Below are 17,173 nucleotides of genomic sequence, written 5' to 3' on the forward strand. Positions count from 1 at the left end.
TTCTAACCCACGGGCACCCGGCGTACCGCCCCGCCTTGGGCCTCGAGGTGGTAAGGCGCTTCCGCCTCCTGGGGAAAGTCCTCCCGGAAGTGGGCCCCGCGGCTTTCCTCCCGGAGGAGGGCCATGCGGAGGAGGCATTTCCCAAGTAGGGCGAGGTTCCCCGCCTCCAGGGAAGGCCGGGTGGCCTCCCTGGGGGGTACTTGCCGCAGGGGTAAGGCCTCGGCAAAGGCCAGGGCCTCCCGCAGGCCCTCCCCGGAGCGCACCACCCCCGCCTTCCCCATCTGGGCCCTTAGGGCGGGGAGGTAGGCGGGGTCCAGGGTCCAGGCGGGAAGGGCCTCGGCCCCGTGCGGAAAGGCCAGGTCCTCCAGGGCGGCAAGGGCTGCCCGCTCCCCCATGACCAGGCCCTCCAGAAGGCTATTGGAGGCCAAGCGGTTCGCCCCGTGGAACCCCGTGGAGGCCACCTCCCCGGCGGCGTAAAGCCCGGGGATGCCGGTGTGGCCAAAGAGGTCCGTCTTCACCCCGCCCATGGCGTAGTGGGCCGCCGGGGCCACAGGGAGGGGCTCCCTCAGGGGGTCAAACCCCAGGGCGCGGGCCTGGGCCACCACCGTGGGGAAGCGGGCTTCCAGGCGGGGGATGGGCCTGAGGTCCAGGAAGACCCCTCCCGTGGCCTCCCGTTCCCGGTGGACCGCCCGGGCCACCACGTCCCGGGGCGCGAGCTCCCGGAGGGGGTCGTACCGCTCCATGAAGCGCTCCCCGCAGGCGTTCAGGAGGAGGGCCCCTTCCCCCCGGCAGGCCTCGGAAACCAGGGCCCCGTTGGGGAGGGCGGTGGGGTGGAACTGGACGAACTCCAGGTCCCTGAGGACCGCCCCCGCCCAGAAGGCCAAGGCCATCCCGTCCCCCGTGGCCCCTTCCGGGTTGGTGGTCACGGGGAAAAGCCGCCCCAGTCCCCCGGTGGCGAGGAGGACGGCCCCGGCCCGGATTTCCAGGGGGCCTTCCGGGGAAAGGGCCCAAACGCCCGCCACCCGGCCCTGGGCGAGGAGGAGGCTTGCCGCCATGTAGCCCTGGAGGACGGGGCTTTTAAGCCGGGCGAGGAGCCCCTGGAGGAGGAGGAGGCCGCTTTGGTCCCCCCCCAGGTGGCGCACCCGGGGCCGGGAGTGCCCCCCTTCCCGGGTGGGCTGGGGGTGGAAGGGAAGCCCCAGGGCCTGAAGCCGCGCCAGGTGGCGGGGGGCTTCCTCCAGAAGGCTCCGGGCCACCCGTTCCTCCACCAGGCCCCGCCCGGCCCGCAGGGTGTCCTGGAGGTGGGCCTCCAGGTCCTCCTCGTCCAAGGGGAAGGCGATCCCTCCCTGGGCCCAAGGGGTGGAGCCCGAGGGCAGGGGGTCCTTGCTCAGGAGGAGGACCTTGGCGCCCCGAGCCTCCGCGGCCAAGGCGGCGTACACCCCCGCCACCCCGGCCCCGAGAACAAGGAGGTCCGCCGAGAGGCGCTCCATCACCCCACGGCCACCATGGCCTCCAGGGCCCGCCGGGCCTTCCTGGCCACCTCCTCGGGCACCCGCACCACGTGGCGCATCTCCTTCAGGGAGAGGTAGACCTTTTCCAGGGTAATCCGCTTCATGTACTCGCAGATGGCGTCCGGCTTCACCGGAAAGAAGGCCTTGCCCGGGGCCTCCTTCTCCAGGCGGTGGAGGATGCCCACCTCCGTGGCCACCACGAAGGTTCTGCCCTCGGAGGCCTTGGCGTAGCGCACCATGCCCTCCGTGGAGAGCATCTTGGCGTCGGGCTTGAGGTAGAGGCAGCCCGTGCCGCACCCGCACTCGGGGTGGATCAGAAACTCCGCCCCGGGATGGGCCTCCAAGAGGGCTTTCAGGTGCTCCTCGCGGATGCCGGCGTGCACGTGGCACTCCCCGGGGAAGAGGTCTAGCTTCCGCCCGGTCATGCGGGCCACGTAGGCCCCTAGGAACATGTCCGGGACGAAGTAGATGGGCCGGTCCTGGGGCAAGCGGGAGACCACCTCGAGGGCGTTGGCGCTGGTGACGCACACGTCGGCTAGGGCCTTCACCTCGGCCTTGGTGTTCACGTAGGCCACCACGATGCCGTCCGGGTGCTTCGCCTTCCAGGCGAGGACGTCCTCCGGGCGGATGCTGTCCGCCAGGGAGCAGCCGGCCTCGAGGTCCGGCAGGAGCACGGTCTTCCCCGGGTTCAGGATGGCGGCGGTTTCCGCCATGAAGTGGACCCCGCAGAAGACGATCACCTTCGCCTTTGTGCGTTGGGCCTCCCGGGCCAGGCCCAAGGAGTCCCCCACAAAGTCCGCCACCTCCTGCACCTCGGGGCGTTGGTAGGAGTGGGCGAGGATCACCGCCTCGCGCTCGGCTTTGAGCTTCTGGATCTCCTGGATGAGGACTTCTTTTTCCATGGTCCTTCGGGCGCGGGGGCGTGGCCCCCTTCTTTGGCCCTATGGTAGCCCATCTACGGCCGCACCACGAGGAGGGAGAGGTCCAAGGCCTTGGCCGAGTGGGTGAGGGCCCCCACGCTCACGTAGTCCACCCCCGCCTCCGCCGCCATGCGGGCCCGCTCCAGGGTCATGTTGCCGCTCGCCTCCAGGGGTACCCGGCCCGCCACCCGGCGCACCGCCTCGCGGATCGCCTCCGGGGAAAAGTTGTCCAGGAGGATGAGGTCGGCCCCTGCGGCCAAGGCCTCCTCCAGTTCCTCCAGGCTTGTCACCTCCACCTCCACCTTGAGGTAGTGGGGCGCCCCCTCCTTGGCCCGCCGCACCGCTTCCCGCACGCCACCTGCGGCCCGGATGTGGTTCTCCTTGAGGAGGATGCCGTCAAATAGGCCAAAGCGGTGGTTCCGCCCCCCGCCCACCCGCACGGCGTACTTTTCCAGGTCCCGGAGGCCCGGGGTGGTCTTGCGCGTGTCCAGGACCTGGGCCTTGGTGCCCCGCAGGGCCTCCACGTAGGCCCGGGTGAGGGTGGCGATCCCGGAAAGCCGCTGCAGGAGGTTGAGGGCCAGGCGCTCCCCCGCCAAAATCCCCCGCAAGGGGCCCTCGAGGCGGGCCACCTCTGCCCCAGGCACCACGGGGCTTCCCTCCGCCACCTTAGCCGTAAAGCGCACCCCGGGGTCTGCCAGGTGGAAGACCCGCCCCGCCACGGGCAGGCCGGCGATGACCCCTTCCGCCTTGCTCACGATGACCGCCTCCCCCCAAAGGCGTTCCTCCACCACCAGGGCGCTCGTGAGGTCCCCCTGCCCTAGGTCCTCGGCGAGCCATGCCGAAAGGCGCGCGTCCAAATCCCGGCCCAAGAGCCACACGCCCCCATTGTAAGAAAGGCCGGGGACGGCCTCCTTCCGGGAGCTAGGCTTAGGGGGATGGCGAACCGGCTCAAGGATGCCCGAAGCCCCTACCTCCTCGCCCACGCCCAGGACCCCGTGGACTGGTACCCCTTCGGGGAGGAGGCCTTCCGGAAAGCCCAGGCCGAGGACAAGCCCATCTTCCTCTCCGTGGGCTATGCCGCCTGCCACTGGTGCCACGTGATGCACCGGGAGTCCTTCCAGGACGAGGAGGTGGCGGCCCTCCTCAACGCCCACTTCGTTCCGGTCAAGGTGGACCGGGAGGAGCGGCCCGACGTGGACGCCGCCTACATGCGGGCCCTGGTGAGCCTCACGGGGCAAGGAGGGTGGCCCATGAGCCTCTTCCTCACCCCCGAGGGGAAGCCCTTCTTCGGGGGGACCTACTACCCCAAGGAGGACCGGATGGGCCTTCCTGGCTTCAAGCGGGTGCTTTCGGCCGTGGCCAGGGCCTGGCGGGAGGAGCGGGAGGGCCTTTTGCGGGAAGCGGAAAGCCTGGCCCAGGCCCTTTGGCGAAGCCTCACCCCACCCCCGGGCCCCGTGCCGGAAGGGGCGGAGCGGGAGGCCCTCGAGGCCCTCTCCCAGGCCTTTGACCCGGAATGGGGCGGCTTCCTCCCCGCCCCCAAGTTTCCCCAGGGCACCCTCCTCCTCTACCTCCTGGCCCGGGCCTGGGAGGGGGAGGAGGAGGCCAAGGCCCTCCTCCCCAAAACCCTCCGGGCCATGGCCCTCGGGGGCCTTTACGACCAGGTGGGCGGGGGGTTCCACCGCTACAGCGTGGACCGCTTCTGGCGGGTGCCCCACTTTGAGAAGATGCTTTACGATAACGCCCTCCTGGCCCGGGTCTACCTGGGGGCCTACAAGGTGTTCGGCGACCCCCTTTTCCTGCGGGTGGCCCGGGAAACCCTGGACTGGCTCCTCGCCATGCAGGGAAAAGAGGGGGGGTTCTACACCGCCCTGGACGCGGAAAGCGAAGGGGAAGAGGGTCGGTACTACACTTGGACGGAGGCCGAGCTCGCCGAGGCCCTGGGGGAGGACTTTCCCTTGGCCCAGCGCTACTTTGCCCTGGGAGAGGACCTCGGAGGGCGCTCCGTCCTCACCGCCTGGGGGGAGGAAAAGGTGGCGGAAGAGCTCGGCGAGGCCTTTGGGCCTTGGCGGGAGAGGGTGCGCCAGAAGCTCCTCAGCGCGCGGAGAAAACGCCTGCCCCCCGCTTTGGACGACAAGGTCCTGGCCGACTGGTCGGCCCTGGCGGTGCGGGCCTTGGCCGAAGGGGGTAGGGTCTTAGGGGAGCGCCGCTACCTGGAAGCGGCCCGCAAAGGGGCCCATTTCCTCCTCGGCGCCATGCGCCAAGGTCCGCTTCTCCACCACGCCTGGCGGGCTGGAGCGCTGGGGGAGGAAGCCTTCTTGACGGACCAAAGCTTTACCGCCTTGGCCCTCCTGGAGCTCTACACCGCCACGGGGGAGTGGCCCTACCTGGCCCAGGCGCAGGCGGTGGCCGAGGCTGCTTGGGAGGCCTTTGTGAAGGGCAAGGCTTCCTCCAAGCTGCCCCTCCCCGCGGAGGAGGTAGAGGAGGCCACCTTGCCCTCGGGGGAAAGCGCCCTGGCGGAGGCCTTCTTCCGGCTTGGGGCCATCTTTTACGGCGACTACTGGGAGCGGGCGGAAAGCCTCCTAGCGGCGAAGGCCCACTGGCTCCGCAGGTACCCCCAGGCCTTGCCCGGGGCGCTCTTGGTAAAAGCCCTCTTGGAACGGGGCTCGGAGCTTGCCCTACCCCTACCCTCCCCCATGGCCGAGATGGCGAAGGGGGCGTTTCTGCCCCTAACCCAGTTGGTCTTGGGGCCCGCCGGGGCCTTGCCGGCGCTGGAGGGGCGGGAACCGGGAAAGGCTTACCTTTGCCGGCGGGGTGTGTGCGCGCGGCCGGCAGGGACGTGGGAGGAGCTAGAGCGGAGGTTTGGCGATATGTGACACTTTTCACGATTAGCACGGCTTGTTCCGTTAGTCTCTCCCTCGCTTGACCCACAAGCCCCCATCCGCTAAGCTACTACCGACCGTTCGGTAAGGAGGCCCACATGCCCGAAGCCTGGATCGTGGAAGCGGTGCGAAGCCCCATCGGCAAGCACGGAGGCGCCCTGGCCTCCGTGCGCCCCGACGACCTTTTGGCCCACGTCCTCTCGGCCCTCATGGAGCGCTCCGGCGTCCCCAAAGAGGCGGTGGAGGACGTCTACGCCGGCTGCGCCAACCAAGCGGGGGAGGACAACCGCAACGTGGCCCGCATGGCCCTCCTTCTCGCCGGCTTCCCCGTGGAGGTGGCGGGCTGCACGGTGAACCGCCTCTGCGGCTCCGGCCTGGAGGCCGTGGCCCAGGCGGCCCGGGCCATCTGGGCCGGGGAGGGCCGGGTCTACGTGGGAAGCGGGGTGGAGTCCATGTCCCGCGCCCCCTTCGTGGTGCCCAAAAGCGATAGGCCCTTCCCCACCGGCAACCAGGTGATGTACGACACCACCCTGGGCTGGCGCCTCGTCAACCCCAGGATGCAGGCCCTCTACGGCACCGAGAGCATGGGGGAGACGGCGGAGAACCTGGCGGAGATGTACCAAATCCCCCGGGAGGAGCAGGACCGCTTCGCCTTCCTCTCCCACCAGAAGGCGGTGAGGGCCTGGGACGAGGGGCGCTTCCAAGAGGAGGTGGTCCCCATCCCCGTGCGGCGGGGGAAGGAGGAAGGGGTGGTGGCGGTGGACGAGGGGCCCCGGCGGGACACCTCCTTGGAGAAGCTCGCAAGCCTCAAGCCGGTCTTCCGCGAGGGAGGCACGGTGACGGCGGGGAACAGCAGCCCCCTCAATGACGGGGCGGCGGCGGTCCTCCTTGTCTCCGACGACTACGCCAAGGCCCATGGGCTTAAACCCCTCGCCCGCATCCGGAGCGTGGCCGTGGCGGGGGTGCCCCCCAGGATCATGGGCATCGGCCCCGTGCCCGCCACGCGGAAGGCCCTGGAGCGGGCGGGGCTTACCCTTGCCGATATCGGCCTCATTGAGCTGAACGAGGCCTTCGCCGCCCAGAGCCTGGCGGTCCTGCGGGAATGGGGCCTGGACATGGAGGACCCCAGGCTCAACCCCAACGGGGGGGCCATCGCCCTGGGCCACCCCTTGGGGGCCTCGGGGGCCCGCATCCTCACCACCCTGGTCCACGAGATGCGGAGGCGAAGGGTCCAGTTCGGCCTCGCCACCATGTGCATCGGGGTGGGCCAGGGGATCGCCATGGTGGTGGAGGCGGTGTAGGCTTTCCCGCTTCAGGGAGGCCAGGGGAGCTTCATGCGATAAGTTTCACGATTTTGCCAGTACGTGAACCTAATCTCCGCTCCTGGCCAAACCTGCCCCAAAAGCCACAGGTCCTCCGGCGCCACCCGCACGGGGATGGCGTAGCCCCCTAAGCTCCCCTTGTCCGCCAGAAGGATAAGGGGCCGCCCCGAAGGGGGCACCTGGACCCCGCCCAAGGGCGTGGCCTTGGAAAGCCCCTCCCCGCCCGGGACCTCGAGGCCCAAAACCTCCACCCCCATGCGGTCCGCCCGGGCCACGCGAAAAGGCCCAGAGAGGAAGGCCCGGAGGGCCTCCCCGCTCACGTCTGGGCCCGGCCTAAGGCGGAGGCGAAAGGGCTCCGGCAGGGGCCTCTGGGGGAAAGCGCGCCCCGGGCGAACGGGCCGCACCTCCTTTAGGCCGAGCACGTCCCCCGCCCGCAAGGGGCGGCCCACCCGCCCCCTAAGGTCCGGGGAAACCGAGCCCAGGAAGGGGCGGGCCTGAAGGCCCCCCGCCACCGCCAGATAGGCCCGCACCCCTTTCCCCTTGGGCACGAAACGGAGCGCCTTGCCCTTCCGCCACAGGAAGCTCTGCCCCGGCGGGATCTCCTCCCCCTCGAGGAGGCCAACGAAGCCATAGCCGGCAAGGGCGGCCACCAGGTCCCGTAGGGCGGTGAGCACCGGCCCCTTGTAGGCGAACTCCAAAAGGGGCGCCCCCTCCCCGTTGCCCACGAGCCGGTTGGCAAGCCTGGCGGAATAGGGGTCCAAAGGCCCCGAGCGGGCGAGGCCCAGGTGCCCCGCAAGGAACCGGCCCCGGTCCACCAAGAGGTCCAAAAGGCCGGGCTCCTCCACCCGGATGGCGGGTAGGAGGGGCGTCTCGGGCAGGAGCTCCAGGGGCGCGGGCTCCGGGGGAGGGGTACCCTCCCCTTCCACGAACCGCACCCGGTCGCCAGGGCGGAGGAGGAAGGGCGTTTCCCGCTGGGGATCGTAAACCGCCACCAGGGCGGTGCCCAGGAGGTGCCATCCCCCAGGGGAGGGCAAGGGGTAGATGCCCGTCTGGACCCCGGCCATGGCCACGCTGTGGGCCGGCACCCGGGGTCTAGGGTGCGGGCGGCGGGGAAGGCGCAGGGCCTCGTCCACCGGGGCCAGGAAGGGAAAGCCCGGGGTAAAGCCCAGGGCGTAAACCCGGTAGAGGGGGGCCTGGTGGCGCCTTTTCACCTCCTCCCGGGAAAGCCCCGTGCGGCTTGCCACCTCCAGGAGGTCCTCCCCGTCGTAGCGCACGGGGATCTCCACCACCCTCCCCTCCCCTTCCCCCACCGGGGGCAAGGCCTTGAGAAGCCGGAGGAGCTCCCTCCCTAGAAGCCGCTTCGGGTCGTACTCCAGGTAGAGGGTGGCGTAGGCGGGGACCGCCTCCAAAAGCCCGGGCGGGGCGTTTTCCAGAAGGGCCCGGGCCAGGCCCTGGGCCAGGCGGTTGGCCTCCTCGGAAAGCCCCTCGCCCAAAACCAGGTAAAGCCCCTCCACCCCTCTACTCTAGCGAGGCCTGGGGGATGCGGCCCGCAAGCTCCCGGTTGGGCAGGAAGAGGACCGCCACGAAGGCCAAGGCCACGAAGCCCGCGCCAAAGAGGAAGATGCGCTTTAGGGCCGCCACGATGCCCTCCATAAGGGCTCCTTTCACCTTGCCCTCCACGGCGGTGAGTTCCGCCAAAACCTTCTGGGTGGCCTGCCTAAGGGCCTCCTCCTCCGCCCGCTTAAGCCCCTCCAAGACCTGGGCCTTAAGGCGGGCCTCCTCGCCCCTAAGCCCGGCCTCCACCTGGGCCAGGACCTGGGGCCGCAGGGCGGGGGGTGGCGGGGCGGCGAGAAGCCCCTTAAGGGCCGGGGCCAAGGAGCCCGTCTCCAAAGCCTTTCGGGCCGCCTCATCCCCCTCCCACGCCCGGGCCAGGAGGTCCAGGGTACCCTTCACGAGGCCCCCCGGGAGGAGAAGCCCCTTGAGCTCGGCGGGAAGCCTGGAGTCGCGGAGGAGGCTTTCCCGAGCGGCCTCGTCCCCCTCTAGCGCCCTTTCCACCTCCGCCCTAAGCCGGGCAAACCGGGCGGGAAGCCCCCCAGGCTCCAGGTTCTTCTTGAACGCCTCGGGGAGGAAGGGGTCTTGGGAAAGGGCCTGGTAGGCGGCGGCATCGCCGGCAAGGGCCCGGGGGAGGAGTTCCTTTAGGCGGGCGAACTCCCGGTCCAGGTCCAAGGCCATCCCCTCCCCCGCCCGGGCCATGGCGGGGGTGCTCCCCCCGGGAAAGGCGGCCTTGAGGTGGTCCGAAAGGCTTCCCGCCAGGATGGTGCCCAGAAGGGCGATGCCCATGGTGGACCCGATCTGCCGGGTGAACTGCACCATGCTGGTCCCGCTTCCCAGGCGCTCCCTGGGTAGGTCGCTTTGCGCCACGATGTTTAAGACGCTCTGGGCCGGACCCAACCCCAGGCCCAGAAGGAAGAAGAGGGCGATCACCAGGTAGAGGGGCGTGCCCACCTCCAAGGCGAAGTGGAGGGTGAGGAAAAGGGCGAAAAGGAAGAGGGCGCTTCCCAAGAGGATGGCCTTGTACCGCCCCAGGCGGGCCACGAGCTGCCCCCCGCCGATGCTCCCCACCATGACCCCAAGGGTTAGGGGCAGGACCGTGACCCCGCTTTGGCTGGCGGAAACCCCCTTCACCACCTGCAGGTAGAGGGGCAGGAAGGCCACGGCCCCAAGGAAGGCGGGGCCGTAGAAAAAGGCCGCCAGGGCGGAAAGGGAAAAGGTGGGGATGCGGAAGACGGAGAGGTCAAAGAGGGGGTAAGGCACGCGAAGCTCGGCGTAGACCCAGGCGAAAAGGCCCAAAAGGGCGCCCGCCAAAAGCCCTAGGATCACCGGGCTCGCCCAAGGGTACGTGCTCCCGCCCCAGGAGAAGGCGAGCATGAGGGGCACGGTCCAGAGGGCGAGGAGGAAAGCCCCCAGGAGATCAAAGGGCTCCCGGTGAAGGGGCCTCAGGCGGGGCATATAACGGAGGATGAACCAAAGGGCCACCGCCCCCACGGGCATGTTGATGTAGAAGACCCACCGCCAGGAAAGGTGGTCCGTGAGAAACCCGCCAAGCCAAGGCCCCACCGCCGAGGAAAGGCCGAAGATGGCCCCAAAGGCCCCCGCAAGCCTTCCCCGCTCCCGAGGCGGGAAGAAGACGGCGATGGTGGTGAGGGCCAGGGCGAAAAGCGCCCCACCCCCCACCCCCTGGAGGCCGCGGAAGAGGATGAGCTCGGCCATGTTCTGGGAGAGGCCGGAAAGGGCCGAGCCCAGGAGGAAAAGCCCCACCGCCCAAAGCAGGATGGCCTTGCGGGAGAAAAGCTCCGTGAGGCGGCCAAAGATGGGGGCGGAGACCGTGGAGGTGAGGAGGTAGCTGGTGGTGACCCAGGCGTAGTACTCCGCCCCTTTTAGCTCGCCCACGATGCGGGGCATGGCCGTGGAAACGATGGTCTGGTCCAAGGCGGCCAGGAACATCCCAAGAAAGATGCCCAACATGGTGTACCGAACTTCTTGTGGCGTGGGGTTCATGCTTCCTCCAGTTTCGCTAAGAGCCTCAAAAGTTCCTGGACTTCCTCTGGGGAAAGCCGGGAAAGGCGCTTCCGCAGGGCCTCTTCCATGAGGGCCTCCGCTTGGGCCAAGGCCTCTTCCCCCTTGGGGGTTAGGCGGAAGGCGAAGCGGCGCAGGTCCTTTTCGTCCAGGGCCCGGGCCACGAAGCCTGCGCCCTCCAAGCGGCGGAGCATGTGGCTCACCGTGGGCAGGGGTAGCCCCATGCGCCGGGCGGCCTCCGTGGGGTGGGGGTGGTGCTTGAGGACGCGCAAGAGCCAGGCCTCGAGGCCCCCAAGCCCCTTAAGACCCCGTTCCGCCTCCTCGCGGAGGGCCCGCTGCAACCGCCAGATTCGGCCCAGGACCTCAAAGACCATGGGATGAGATTATTTCATAACAAACTATTTGAATGTGAACCAGGCCACCTTGACCCCCAAGAAGGCCAAGGGTAGCTTGGTGACGGAGGAAACCATGAAAGGCCTCTTCTATAGTCAGGGCGAGGACCATTACGCTTTGGACCCGGACCTAAAGGCGATTTTAGACGCCTTCTCTCCGGGCCTGCCCCAGGAAGCGCTTTCCGCCTTCGGCCGGCTCGTGGGGGAGGAGGTTTTGGAGGTGGCCCACCACGTGGACCAGGACGCCTCCCCTCGCCTTCTCATGCACGACCTGGACGGGAACCGCCTGGACCGGGCCCTCCTCTCCCCGGCGCAAAGGGCGCTTTTGGAAAAGCTCCGCCCCATGGTCCGCCCCGCCTACGAGGGCAAGGGCTGGCCCCTCCACTACGCCTATGGCTACCTCCTGGCGGACGGGGGGCTTTACTGCATCCTCACCATCACCCACCAGGTGGCCTACGCCCTCCATAAATACGCCCCGGAGCACGAGGGGGTGAAGCGGGAACTCCTCTATGGCCAGGCCTACGGGGCCACCTGGATGACGGAGATCCAGGGAGGAAGCGACCTGGGGGCGAACCGCACCCTGGCCCGGCGGGAAGGAGGCGCCTTCCGCCTCTACCAGGGGGACAAGTACTTCGCCTCCGGGGCGGGCCTGGCGGACTACGCCCTGGTCACGGCGAGGCCCGAGGGAGCCCCGGAGGGCCCCAAAGGGCTTGGCCTTTTCCTCCTGCCCCGGGAGGTGGAAGGGAGGCTCAACTTCCGCGTGCGCCGCTTTAAGGAAAAGCTCGCCACCCGGGCCGTGCCCTCGGGGGAGGTGGAGCTGGAGGGAAGCCTGGCCTACCCCATCGGCAGGCTGGAGGAGGGCATCTACTACACCCTGGAAAACCTCACGGTGAGCCGCCTGGCCAACGCCGTGGCCGCCATGGGCATCGCCAAGAAGGCCCACCTGGAGGTCCTCTTCCGCGTGGGGCGCCGAAGCGCCTTTGGCCGGAAGCTGGTGGAGCACGCCTTGGTGCAACGCGACCTCCTGGAGATGCGCCTGAGGCAGGTGGGGGGCACGGCCCTGGCCTTCTTCGCCGTGGCCGCCTTTGACCGGGCCTGGGAGGAGCGCCCTCCCTACTCGCCCTCCTACCACTACGCCCGCCTCCTCTCCCACCTGGCCAAGGGGCGCACGGCGGAGCACGGCACCGCCCTCACCGCCCTCGCCATGGAGCTTTTTGGCGGCATCGGCTTCCTGGAAGACTACGGGCTTGCCCGTTGGCACCGGGAGGCCCTCATCACCCCCATCTGGGAAGGCCCCGCCAACATCCAGGCCCTGGACATGGCGGAGGCCATCGCCAAAAAGAAAGCCCACGAGCCCCTCCTGGAGGCGCTAAAGGAAACCCCTGTGGCCCTGGCCCATGCGGAAAAGGCCCTAAAGCGCCTGGCCGAGGAGGGCCCCTGGTACGCCAAGGAGGCCCTCAGGCGCCTGGCGGACGCCGTGGCCGTCCACGCCCTCTCCCAGGTGGCCAAGGCCCCCTTTCCCGAGCTCGCCCGGCTCTACGCCCAAGCCTTCCTGGAAGGGGAAGGGATTCCGGCGGGCGCCAGAAGGCCCGCCCTCTACCACCCCTGGGAGGGTTAGCGCACCTCCAGGGCCCGGAGCCGGTTCACCGCCCCGCCGAGCTCCAGGGGGCGGAGCGTGGCGAGCTCCGGGGCCTCCTCCAGGGAGAAGAGGTCCTCCACCTGCAAAGCCCGCTCCACCAGGACCTTCAGGGGGGTCTTGCCGTCCGCCAGGCGCATGAGGCGCTGGAAGAAGGCGCCGATGGCCCGCACCTGGGCGTTCTCAAAGAGGTCCAAAGCGGAGAGGTCCACCACCCCCTCCCCGTACACCAGCTCCCGGAGGCCCCGCCCCTTCACCCGGGCCTTCCGCCCCCGCCTCGGGTCAAAGCTTTCGGGCAAGGGGATCCTGGGGCGCACGGCCAAGGGGTAGCGGGGCTCGCCGAAGGTGCGGCCCGTGGGGTGGGCCTCCGCCACGGCCCGGGCCTCCTCCGTGGCCTCCCGCGCCCGGTACTCCTCCATGAGGATCACGGTGTCCGCAAGCTCCAGATAGTCCCCCACGCCCCCCACCACCAGGACCAGGCTCACCCCGAGGGCCTTGAGGTCCGCCACCCGGTCCAGTAGGGGCGTCAGGGTTTCCCGCCGCACCAAGGCCTGCATGCGGGCGTCCCGCACCAGGAGGTTGGTGGCGCAGGTGTCCTCGTCTAAGAGGAGGAGGCGGGCGCCGAGCTCCAGGGCCTCGAGGATGGCCGCCGCCAGGCTCGTGGAGCCCGAGGCGTCCTCGGTGGAGAAGAAGGCCGTGTCCTGGCCCAAGGGGAGGTCGTGGACGAAGGGCCTTAGGTCCACGCCCCTCACACTCCTTCCGTCCTCCGACTGGACCCGCGCGGCCGAAGCCTCCGTCACCACCCACTCCCGCCCGTCCCCGGGCACATGGGGGTAGACCCCGTGGACCAAGGCCTCGAGGAGGGTGGTCTTCCCGTGAAACCCCCCGCCGGTGATGAGGGTGAGGCCCCGGGGAAGCCCCATGCCCAAGACCTCCCCAGCGTGGGGTACCCGGAAGGCCACCTTGAGGCTTGGCGGGCTTTGGAAGGGGATGGCCCCCTTGAGGGGCCTCTGGCTCACCCCGCTTTCCCGGGGAAGCACGCTCCCCTCCCCCACGAAGGCCACGAGGCCCCGCTCGGGAAGCCTCTCCTGGATATGGGCGAAGTCCTCCGCCTGGTGCACGTGGCGGAGAAGCCCCCTTTCGTCCAACTCCAGGAGAAAGCCCCGGAGGTGCTCGGCAAGAGCCCTAAAAAGCCTCGCCGCCTCCTTGCCCAGGATGCGCCGCCCCTGGGCGGGAAGGCCTAAGCGGAAGCGGAGGAAAAGCCCCTCTTCCCCCAAATGGGCCCCGGCCCGCTTTAGGACCTTGGGGCTTTCCACCTCCACCCGCACCTCCCCCGAGTGGCCCATGCCGCCAATAGGGGGAAGGGCCCGAAGCCGCTCCTTGAGGCTTCTCAGGAGAAAATCCTCCACCGCCACCCGCCCCGCCGCCACGCCATAGACCCGGAGGCGGTCCAGGGCCTCTTTGGGGTAGCGCACCTCCAGGACCGAGGGGCTTGCGAAGGGGTCCCCTTGCACGTGCACGAAGCGCAAGGCGAAGCCTTCCCCTTGCCAGAGGCCCTTCAGGTCCTTGTAAAAGGGGTAGGGCTTACCCTCCAGGGAGGCCAGAAGGGAATAGAGGTCCGCAAGCCGCCGCACCCCTAAAGCCTACCCCAAGGCCTCCACCTCCACCCGCCTCAGGGCGCGGGAAAGCCGCTCTACGCCTTCCAAGAACTCCTCCTCCCGGATGGTGAGGGGCGGGGCCACGAGGAGGATGTTGTGCTTGGCAAGAAGGTAGACGCCCTCCTGGAAGAGGGCCTGGAGGAGCCGTTGCATGGGCGGGCTAAAAGGGGCGTGCCAGGGGGAAAGGGGCGTCTTGGTTTCCCGGTCCCTCACCAGTTCCAGGCCGAAGAAGGCCCCAAGCCCCCGCACCTCCCCCACCACGGGGTGCCTTTCCTTTAGAGCCAAAAGGGCCTCCCGGAAAAAGCCCTCCAGGGCCAGGGCCCGCTCAAAGAGGCCCTCCTCCCGGTAGGCCTCCACCGCCGCAAGCCCCGCCGCCACCGCCAGGGGGTGGCCGGCGTAGGTGTGCCCCGTGGGGAGAGGGGTTTCGTCAAAGCGCTCCGCCAGGCGCTCCCGCACCAGGACGCCGCCTAAAGGCACGTAGGCGGAGGTCACCCCCTTGGCGAAGGTGATGAGGTCGGGGACCACCCCAAAGCGCTCCGCGGCGAAGGCCGCCCCCACCCGGCCGAAGCCCGTCATCACCTCGTCAAAGACCAGGAGGATGCCGTAGCGGTCGCATAGGGCCCGCACCCCCTCCAGGTACCCCTCGGGGTAGACGATGACCCCGTTGGAGCCCACCACGGGCTCCAGGAAGAGGGCGGCTACCCGGTAAGGGTCCTCGTGGAGGAGGACCCTTTCCAGGTGGTCCAAGGCCCTTTGCACCTCCTCCTTGGGGTCATCCGTGTAAAAAGGGCTCCGGTAGGGGTACGGGGCGAAGAAGTGCACCACCCCCGGGATGCCCGGTTCCGCGGGAAAGCGGCGGTTCTCCCCCGTGAGGCTCGCCGCCCCATGGGTGGCCCCGTGGAAGGAGCGGTAGGCGGCGAGGACCTTAAACCGCCCCGTGAGGTGGCGGACGAACTTGAGGGCGTCCTCGTTGGCCTCCGCCCCCGAGGGGGTGAAGAAGACCCTGGCCCCTTCCGGCCACGGGGCGAGGTCGGAAAGCGCCTTGGCGAGAAGGGCCCGCTTGTCGTGGAAGAGGCTTGGAGCGGCGTAGGCCAGGGTGGCCGCCTGCTCGGCGATGGCCTTCACCACCTTGGGGTGGCCGTGCCCCAGGTTCACCGCCACGAGCCCGGCGGAGAGGTCCAGGTAGCGGTGGCCCTCCGCATCCCAAAGCCAGACCCCCTCGCCCCGCACCACCAAGGGCGGGTTCAGGGAACCCTGGGCCACCCAGGGGGTGAGGACATGCCGTTTGTGAAGGGCCTTAAGGTCCATGTGTGCGGATTATACCTTAGCGCCCACGGCAGGGGCGTTGCGCTTCTAGTGAGATTGCGTTATCATTCTTGGCATGTGGCGCCTATGGGCCTTTTTCCTTCTGGCTCCCGCCCTGGCCCAGGTGCGGGTGGCGGCCACCACCCCCATCCTGGCGGACCTGGTGGGGCAGGTGGGGAGCAAGCGGGTGGAGGTGGTGGCGGTGGTGCCCCCCGGGGCCGACCCCCACACCTTTGAGCCCACCCCGGCGGTGGCCAAAGCCCTATCCCGAAGCCGGATCCTTTTCGCCAACGGCCTCGGCCTCGAGCCCTTCCTGCCCAAGCTCCAAAACCTCCTCCCCAAGGGGGCGCGGGTGGTGCGCCTCGGGGAAGGGATGCCCGGGCTCATCTGCGAGGAAGCGCCCCACGCCGACGAACACGCCCACGGCCCCTGCGACCCGCACCTCTGGCTAGACCCCACCTACGCCCTGCGCTACGCCGAGCGCATCGCAGAGGAGCTTATCCGCCTGGACCCGGGAGGGAAGGCCCTCTACGAGGCCAACCTCCGCCGCTTCCAAAAGGAGGTGGAAAGGCGGGACCAGGCCTTTCGGGCCTGCGGCCTTAATGGGGTCAAGGTGGTGGCCCAGCACGACGCCTTCCGCTACTTCGCCCGCCGCTACGGCCTCGTCGTGGTGGGCACCCTAAGCGGGAGCGGGACCCAGGAGGTGGGGAGCAGGCGCTTCCTCGCCCTCCTAGAGAAGGCCAAGCGGGAAGGGGTAAAGCTCCTCCTCGCCGAGCCCCAGTTCGGGGGCACCGCCCTAAAAGCCCTGGCGGAGGCCCTAGGGGCCCGGATCGCCCTCCTCTACACGGACACCCTGGACGCCAGGGTACCCACCTACCTGGCCCTCCTGGACCACAACCTGAAGGCCCTTTGCCCATAATAGGGGCATGGGCTATCAAGAAGTCTTCGGCGTCCTGCCCGAGGCCAGCGCCAAGGCCCCGGGCCGGGTGAACCTTCTCGGCGAGCACACGGACTACCAGGAGGGCTACGTCCTGCCCACGCCTCTCCCCTACGTCACCCAGGTGGAGGCGGGGCGGGCCGAGGGCAGGGTGGAGGCCTACAGCGAAAACCTCAAGGAGCTCCGCGCCAGACCCCTCCAAAGCGGCCCCCAGGGGGACTTCCTGGACTACCTTTTGGGGGTGGTCTGGGCCCTGAGGGAGGCGGGGCACCCCGTGCCCGGGGCCCGGTTCTACGTGAAAAGCCAGGTGCCCATGGGGGCCGGGCTTTCCAGTTCGGCGGCCCTCGAGGTGGCGGCCCTAAAAGCCCTTAGGGCCCTTTACCGCCTGCCCCTGAGCGACCTGGAGGTGGCCCTCCTTTCGCAAAAGGCGGAGGTGGAATACGTGGGGGTCCGGTGCGGCCTCATGGACCAGATGGCGGCGAGCCTGGGCGAGGTGGGCAAGGCGCTTTTCCTGGACACCAAGACCCTGGCCCACGAGAACCTGCCCCTGCCCCCAGGGAGCCGGGTGGTGGTCCTGGACCTGGGGCTCAAGCGGCGCCTGGCCGAGGCCGGGTACAACGAGAGGCGCCTGGAGGCGGAGGAGGCGGCCAGGCGGCTTGGGGTGCCCTCCTTGCGCCAGGTGCAGGACCTTTGCCTGGTGGAAAGCCTCCCCGCCCCCTTGGACAAGCGGGCCCGGCACATCGTGAGCGAGAACCTGCGGGTGCTTCGGGGGGTAGAGGCCCTAAGGCGGGGGGACGCCCGGGGCTTTGGCGAGCTCATGACGCAAAGCCACCGCTCCCTCTCCCGGGACTACGAGGTGAGCCTTCCCGAGCTGGACGCCCTGGTGGAGGCGGCCCTACAGGCGGGCGCCTACGGGGCCAAGCTCACGGGGGCAGGCTTTGGCGGGGCGGTGGTGGCCCTGGTGCCCGAAACGGGCCTGGAAAGCTTCCGCCAGGCCCTCCTCCAACGCTTTCCCGGGCTTCGCCTCCTGTAGGGGTAAG

General features: G+C 69.3%; 13 protein-coding genes. 5 read left to right on the forward strand and 8 right to left on the reverse strand.

Going from position 1 to position 17,173, the window contains the following annotated elements; translation table 11 throughout:
- Positions 1 to 2: 2 nt before the first annotated feature.
- Genes L0C60_RS04570 through nadC form a run of 3 tightly spaced genes read right to left on the reverse strand, consistent with a single transcriptional unit; the run spans position 3 to position 3,306 of the window.
- The gene (locus tag L0C60_RS04570; RefSeq protein WP_234503986.1) at positions 3 to 1,487 is read right to left on the reverse strand and encodes an L-aspartate oxidase; all 1,485 of its coding nucleotides are present in this window, start codon (positions 1,485 to 1,487) and stop codon (positions 3 to 5) included.
- On the reverse strand, positions 1,487 to 2,410 hold the full coding sequence (nadA, locus tag L0C60_RS04575) for a quinolinate synthase NadA (RefSeq protein ID WP_234503983.1): 924 nt from the start codon (positions 2,408 to 2,410) through the stop codon (positions 1,487 to 1,489). The genes L0C60_RS04570 and nadA overlap by 1 nt, the downstream gene beginning before the upstream one ends.
- Positions 2,411 to 2,463: 53 nt before the next feature.
- A complete protein-coding gene (gene nadC, locus L0C60_RS04580) occupies positions 2,464 to 3,306 on the reverse strand; it encodes a carboxylating nicotinate-nucleotide diphosphorylase (protein WP_234503981.1) in 843 nt (280 codons plus the stop codon).
- A gap of 57 nt (positions 3,307 to 3,363) precedes the next feature.
- Here nadC and L0C60_RS04585 point away from each other — a divergent pair, with 57 nt between their 5' ends.
- Both L0C60_RS04585 and L0C60_RS04590 read left to right on the forward strand, forming a co-directional pair.
- Complete coding sequence (locus L0C60_RS04585) at positions 3,364 to 5,301, forward strand: thioredoxin domain-containing protein (RefSeq protein ID WP_234503979.1); 1,938 nt, start codon at positions 3,364 to 3,366, stop codon at positions 5,299 to 5,301.
- A 104-nt stretch (positions 5,302 to 5,405) separates the two neighbouring features.
- Positions 5,406 to 6,608 (forward strand): thiolase family protein, encoded by a 1,203-nt coding sequence (locus L0C60_RS04590; RefSeq protein WP_234503978.1) that lies wholly within the window; start codon positions 5,406 to 5,408, stop codon positions 6,606 to 6,608.
- An 11-nt stretch (positions 6,609 to 6,619) separates the two neighbouring features.
- Here L0C60_RS04590 and pxpB read toward each other — a convergent pair whose 3' ends face one another.
- From pxpB to L0C60_RS04605, 3 genes are read right to left on the reverse strand one after another with little or no spacing between them, the layout of a single operon-like run.
- On the reverse strand, positions 6,620 to 8,143 hold the full coding sequence (gene pxpB / locus L0C60_RS04595) for a 5-oxoprolinase subunit PxpB (protein WP_234503976.1): 1,524 nt from the start codon (positions 8,141 to 8,143) through the stop codon (positions 6,620 to 6,622).
- A 4-nt stretch (positions 8,144 to 8,147) separates the two neighbouring features.
- On the reverse strand, positions 8,148 to 10,187 hold the full coding sequence (locus L0C60_RS04600; RefSeq protein ID WP_234503974.1) for an MDR family MFS transporter: 2,040 nt from the start codon (positions 10,185 to 10,187) through the stop codon (positions 8,148 to 8,150).
- Complete coding sequence (locus L0C60_RS04605) at positions 10,184 to 10,579, reverse strand: MarR family winged helix-turn-helix transcriptional regulator (RefSeq protein WP_234503971.1); 396 nt, start codon at positions 10,577 to 10,579, stop codon at positions 10,184 to 10,186. Before L0C60_RS04605 ends, L0C60_RS04600 begins: the two co-directional genes overlap by 4 nt.
- 94 nt (positions 10,580 to 10,673) lie before the next feature.
- On the opposite strand from L0C60_RS04605, the gene L0C60_RS04610 reads away from it, so the two are divergent.
- Complete coding sequence (locus L0C60_RS04610; protein WP_234504140.1) at positions 10,674 to 12,215, forward strand: acyl-CoA dehydrogenase family protein; 1,542 nt, start codon at positions 10,674 to 10,676, stop codon at positions 12,213 to 12,215.
- Here L0C60_RS04610 and L0C60_RS04615 read toward each other — a convergent pair.
- Positions 12,212 to 13,867: an ABC-ATPase domain-containing protein gene (locus L0C60_RS04615; RefSeq protein WP_234503968.1), complete on the reverse strand. Its 1,656-nt coding sequence runs from the start codon at positions 13,865 to 13,867 to the stop codon at positions 12,212 to 12,214. The genes L0C60_RS04610 and L0C60_RS04615 overlap by 4 nt on opposite strands.
- Before the next feature lie 9 nt (positions 13,868 to 13,876).
- Entirely contained in the window at positions 13,877 to 15,199 is a 1,323-nt protein-coding gene (locus L0C60_RS04620) for an aminotransferase class III-fold pyridoxal phosphate-dependent enzyme (protein WP_234503966.1), read from the reverse strand.
- Positions 15,200 to 15,272: 73 nt separating this feature from the next.
- Between L0C60_RS04620 and L0C60_RS04625 the strand changes: the two genes are divergently transcribed.
- Positions 15,273 to 16,115: a metal ABC transporter substrate-binding protein gene (locus L0C60_RS04625; protein WP_234503963.1), complete on the forward strand. Its 843-nt coding sequence runs from the start codon at positions 15,273 to 15,275 to the stop codon at positions 16,113 to 16,115.
- A gap of 7 nt (positions 16,116 to 16,122) precedes the next feature.
- Positions 16,123 to 17,166: a galactokinase gene (galK, locus tag L0C60_RS04630; RefSeq protein WP_243092541.1), complete on the forward strand. Its 1,044-nt coding sequence runs from the start codon at positions 16,123 to 16,125 to the stop codon at positions 17,164 to 17,166.
- Positions 17,167 to 17,173 lie beyond the last annotated feature (7 nt).

The organism is Thermus hydrothermalis (assembly GCF_022760925.1).
Lineage (GTDB): Bacteria > Deinococcota > Deinococci > Deinococcales > Thermaceae > Thermus > Thermus hydrothermalis.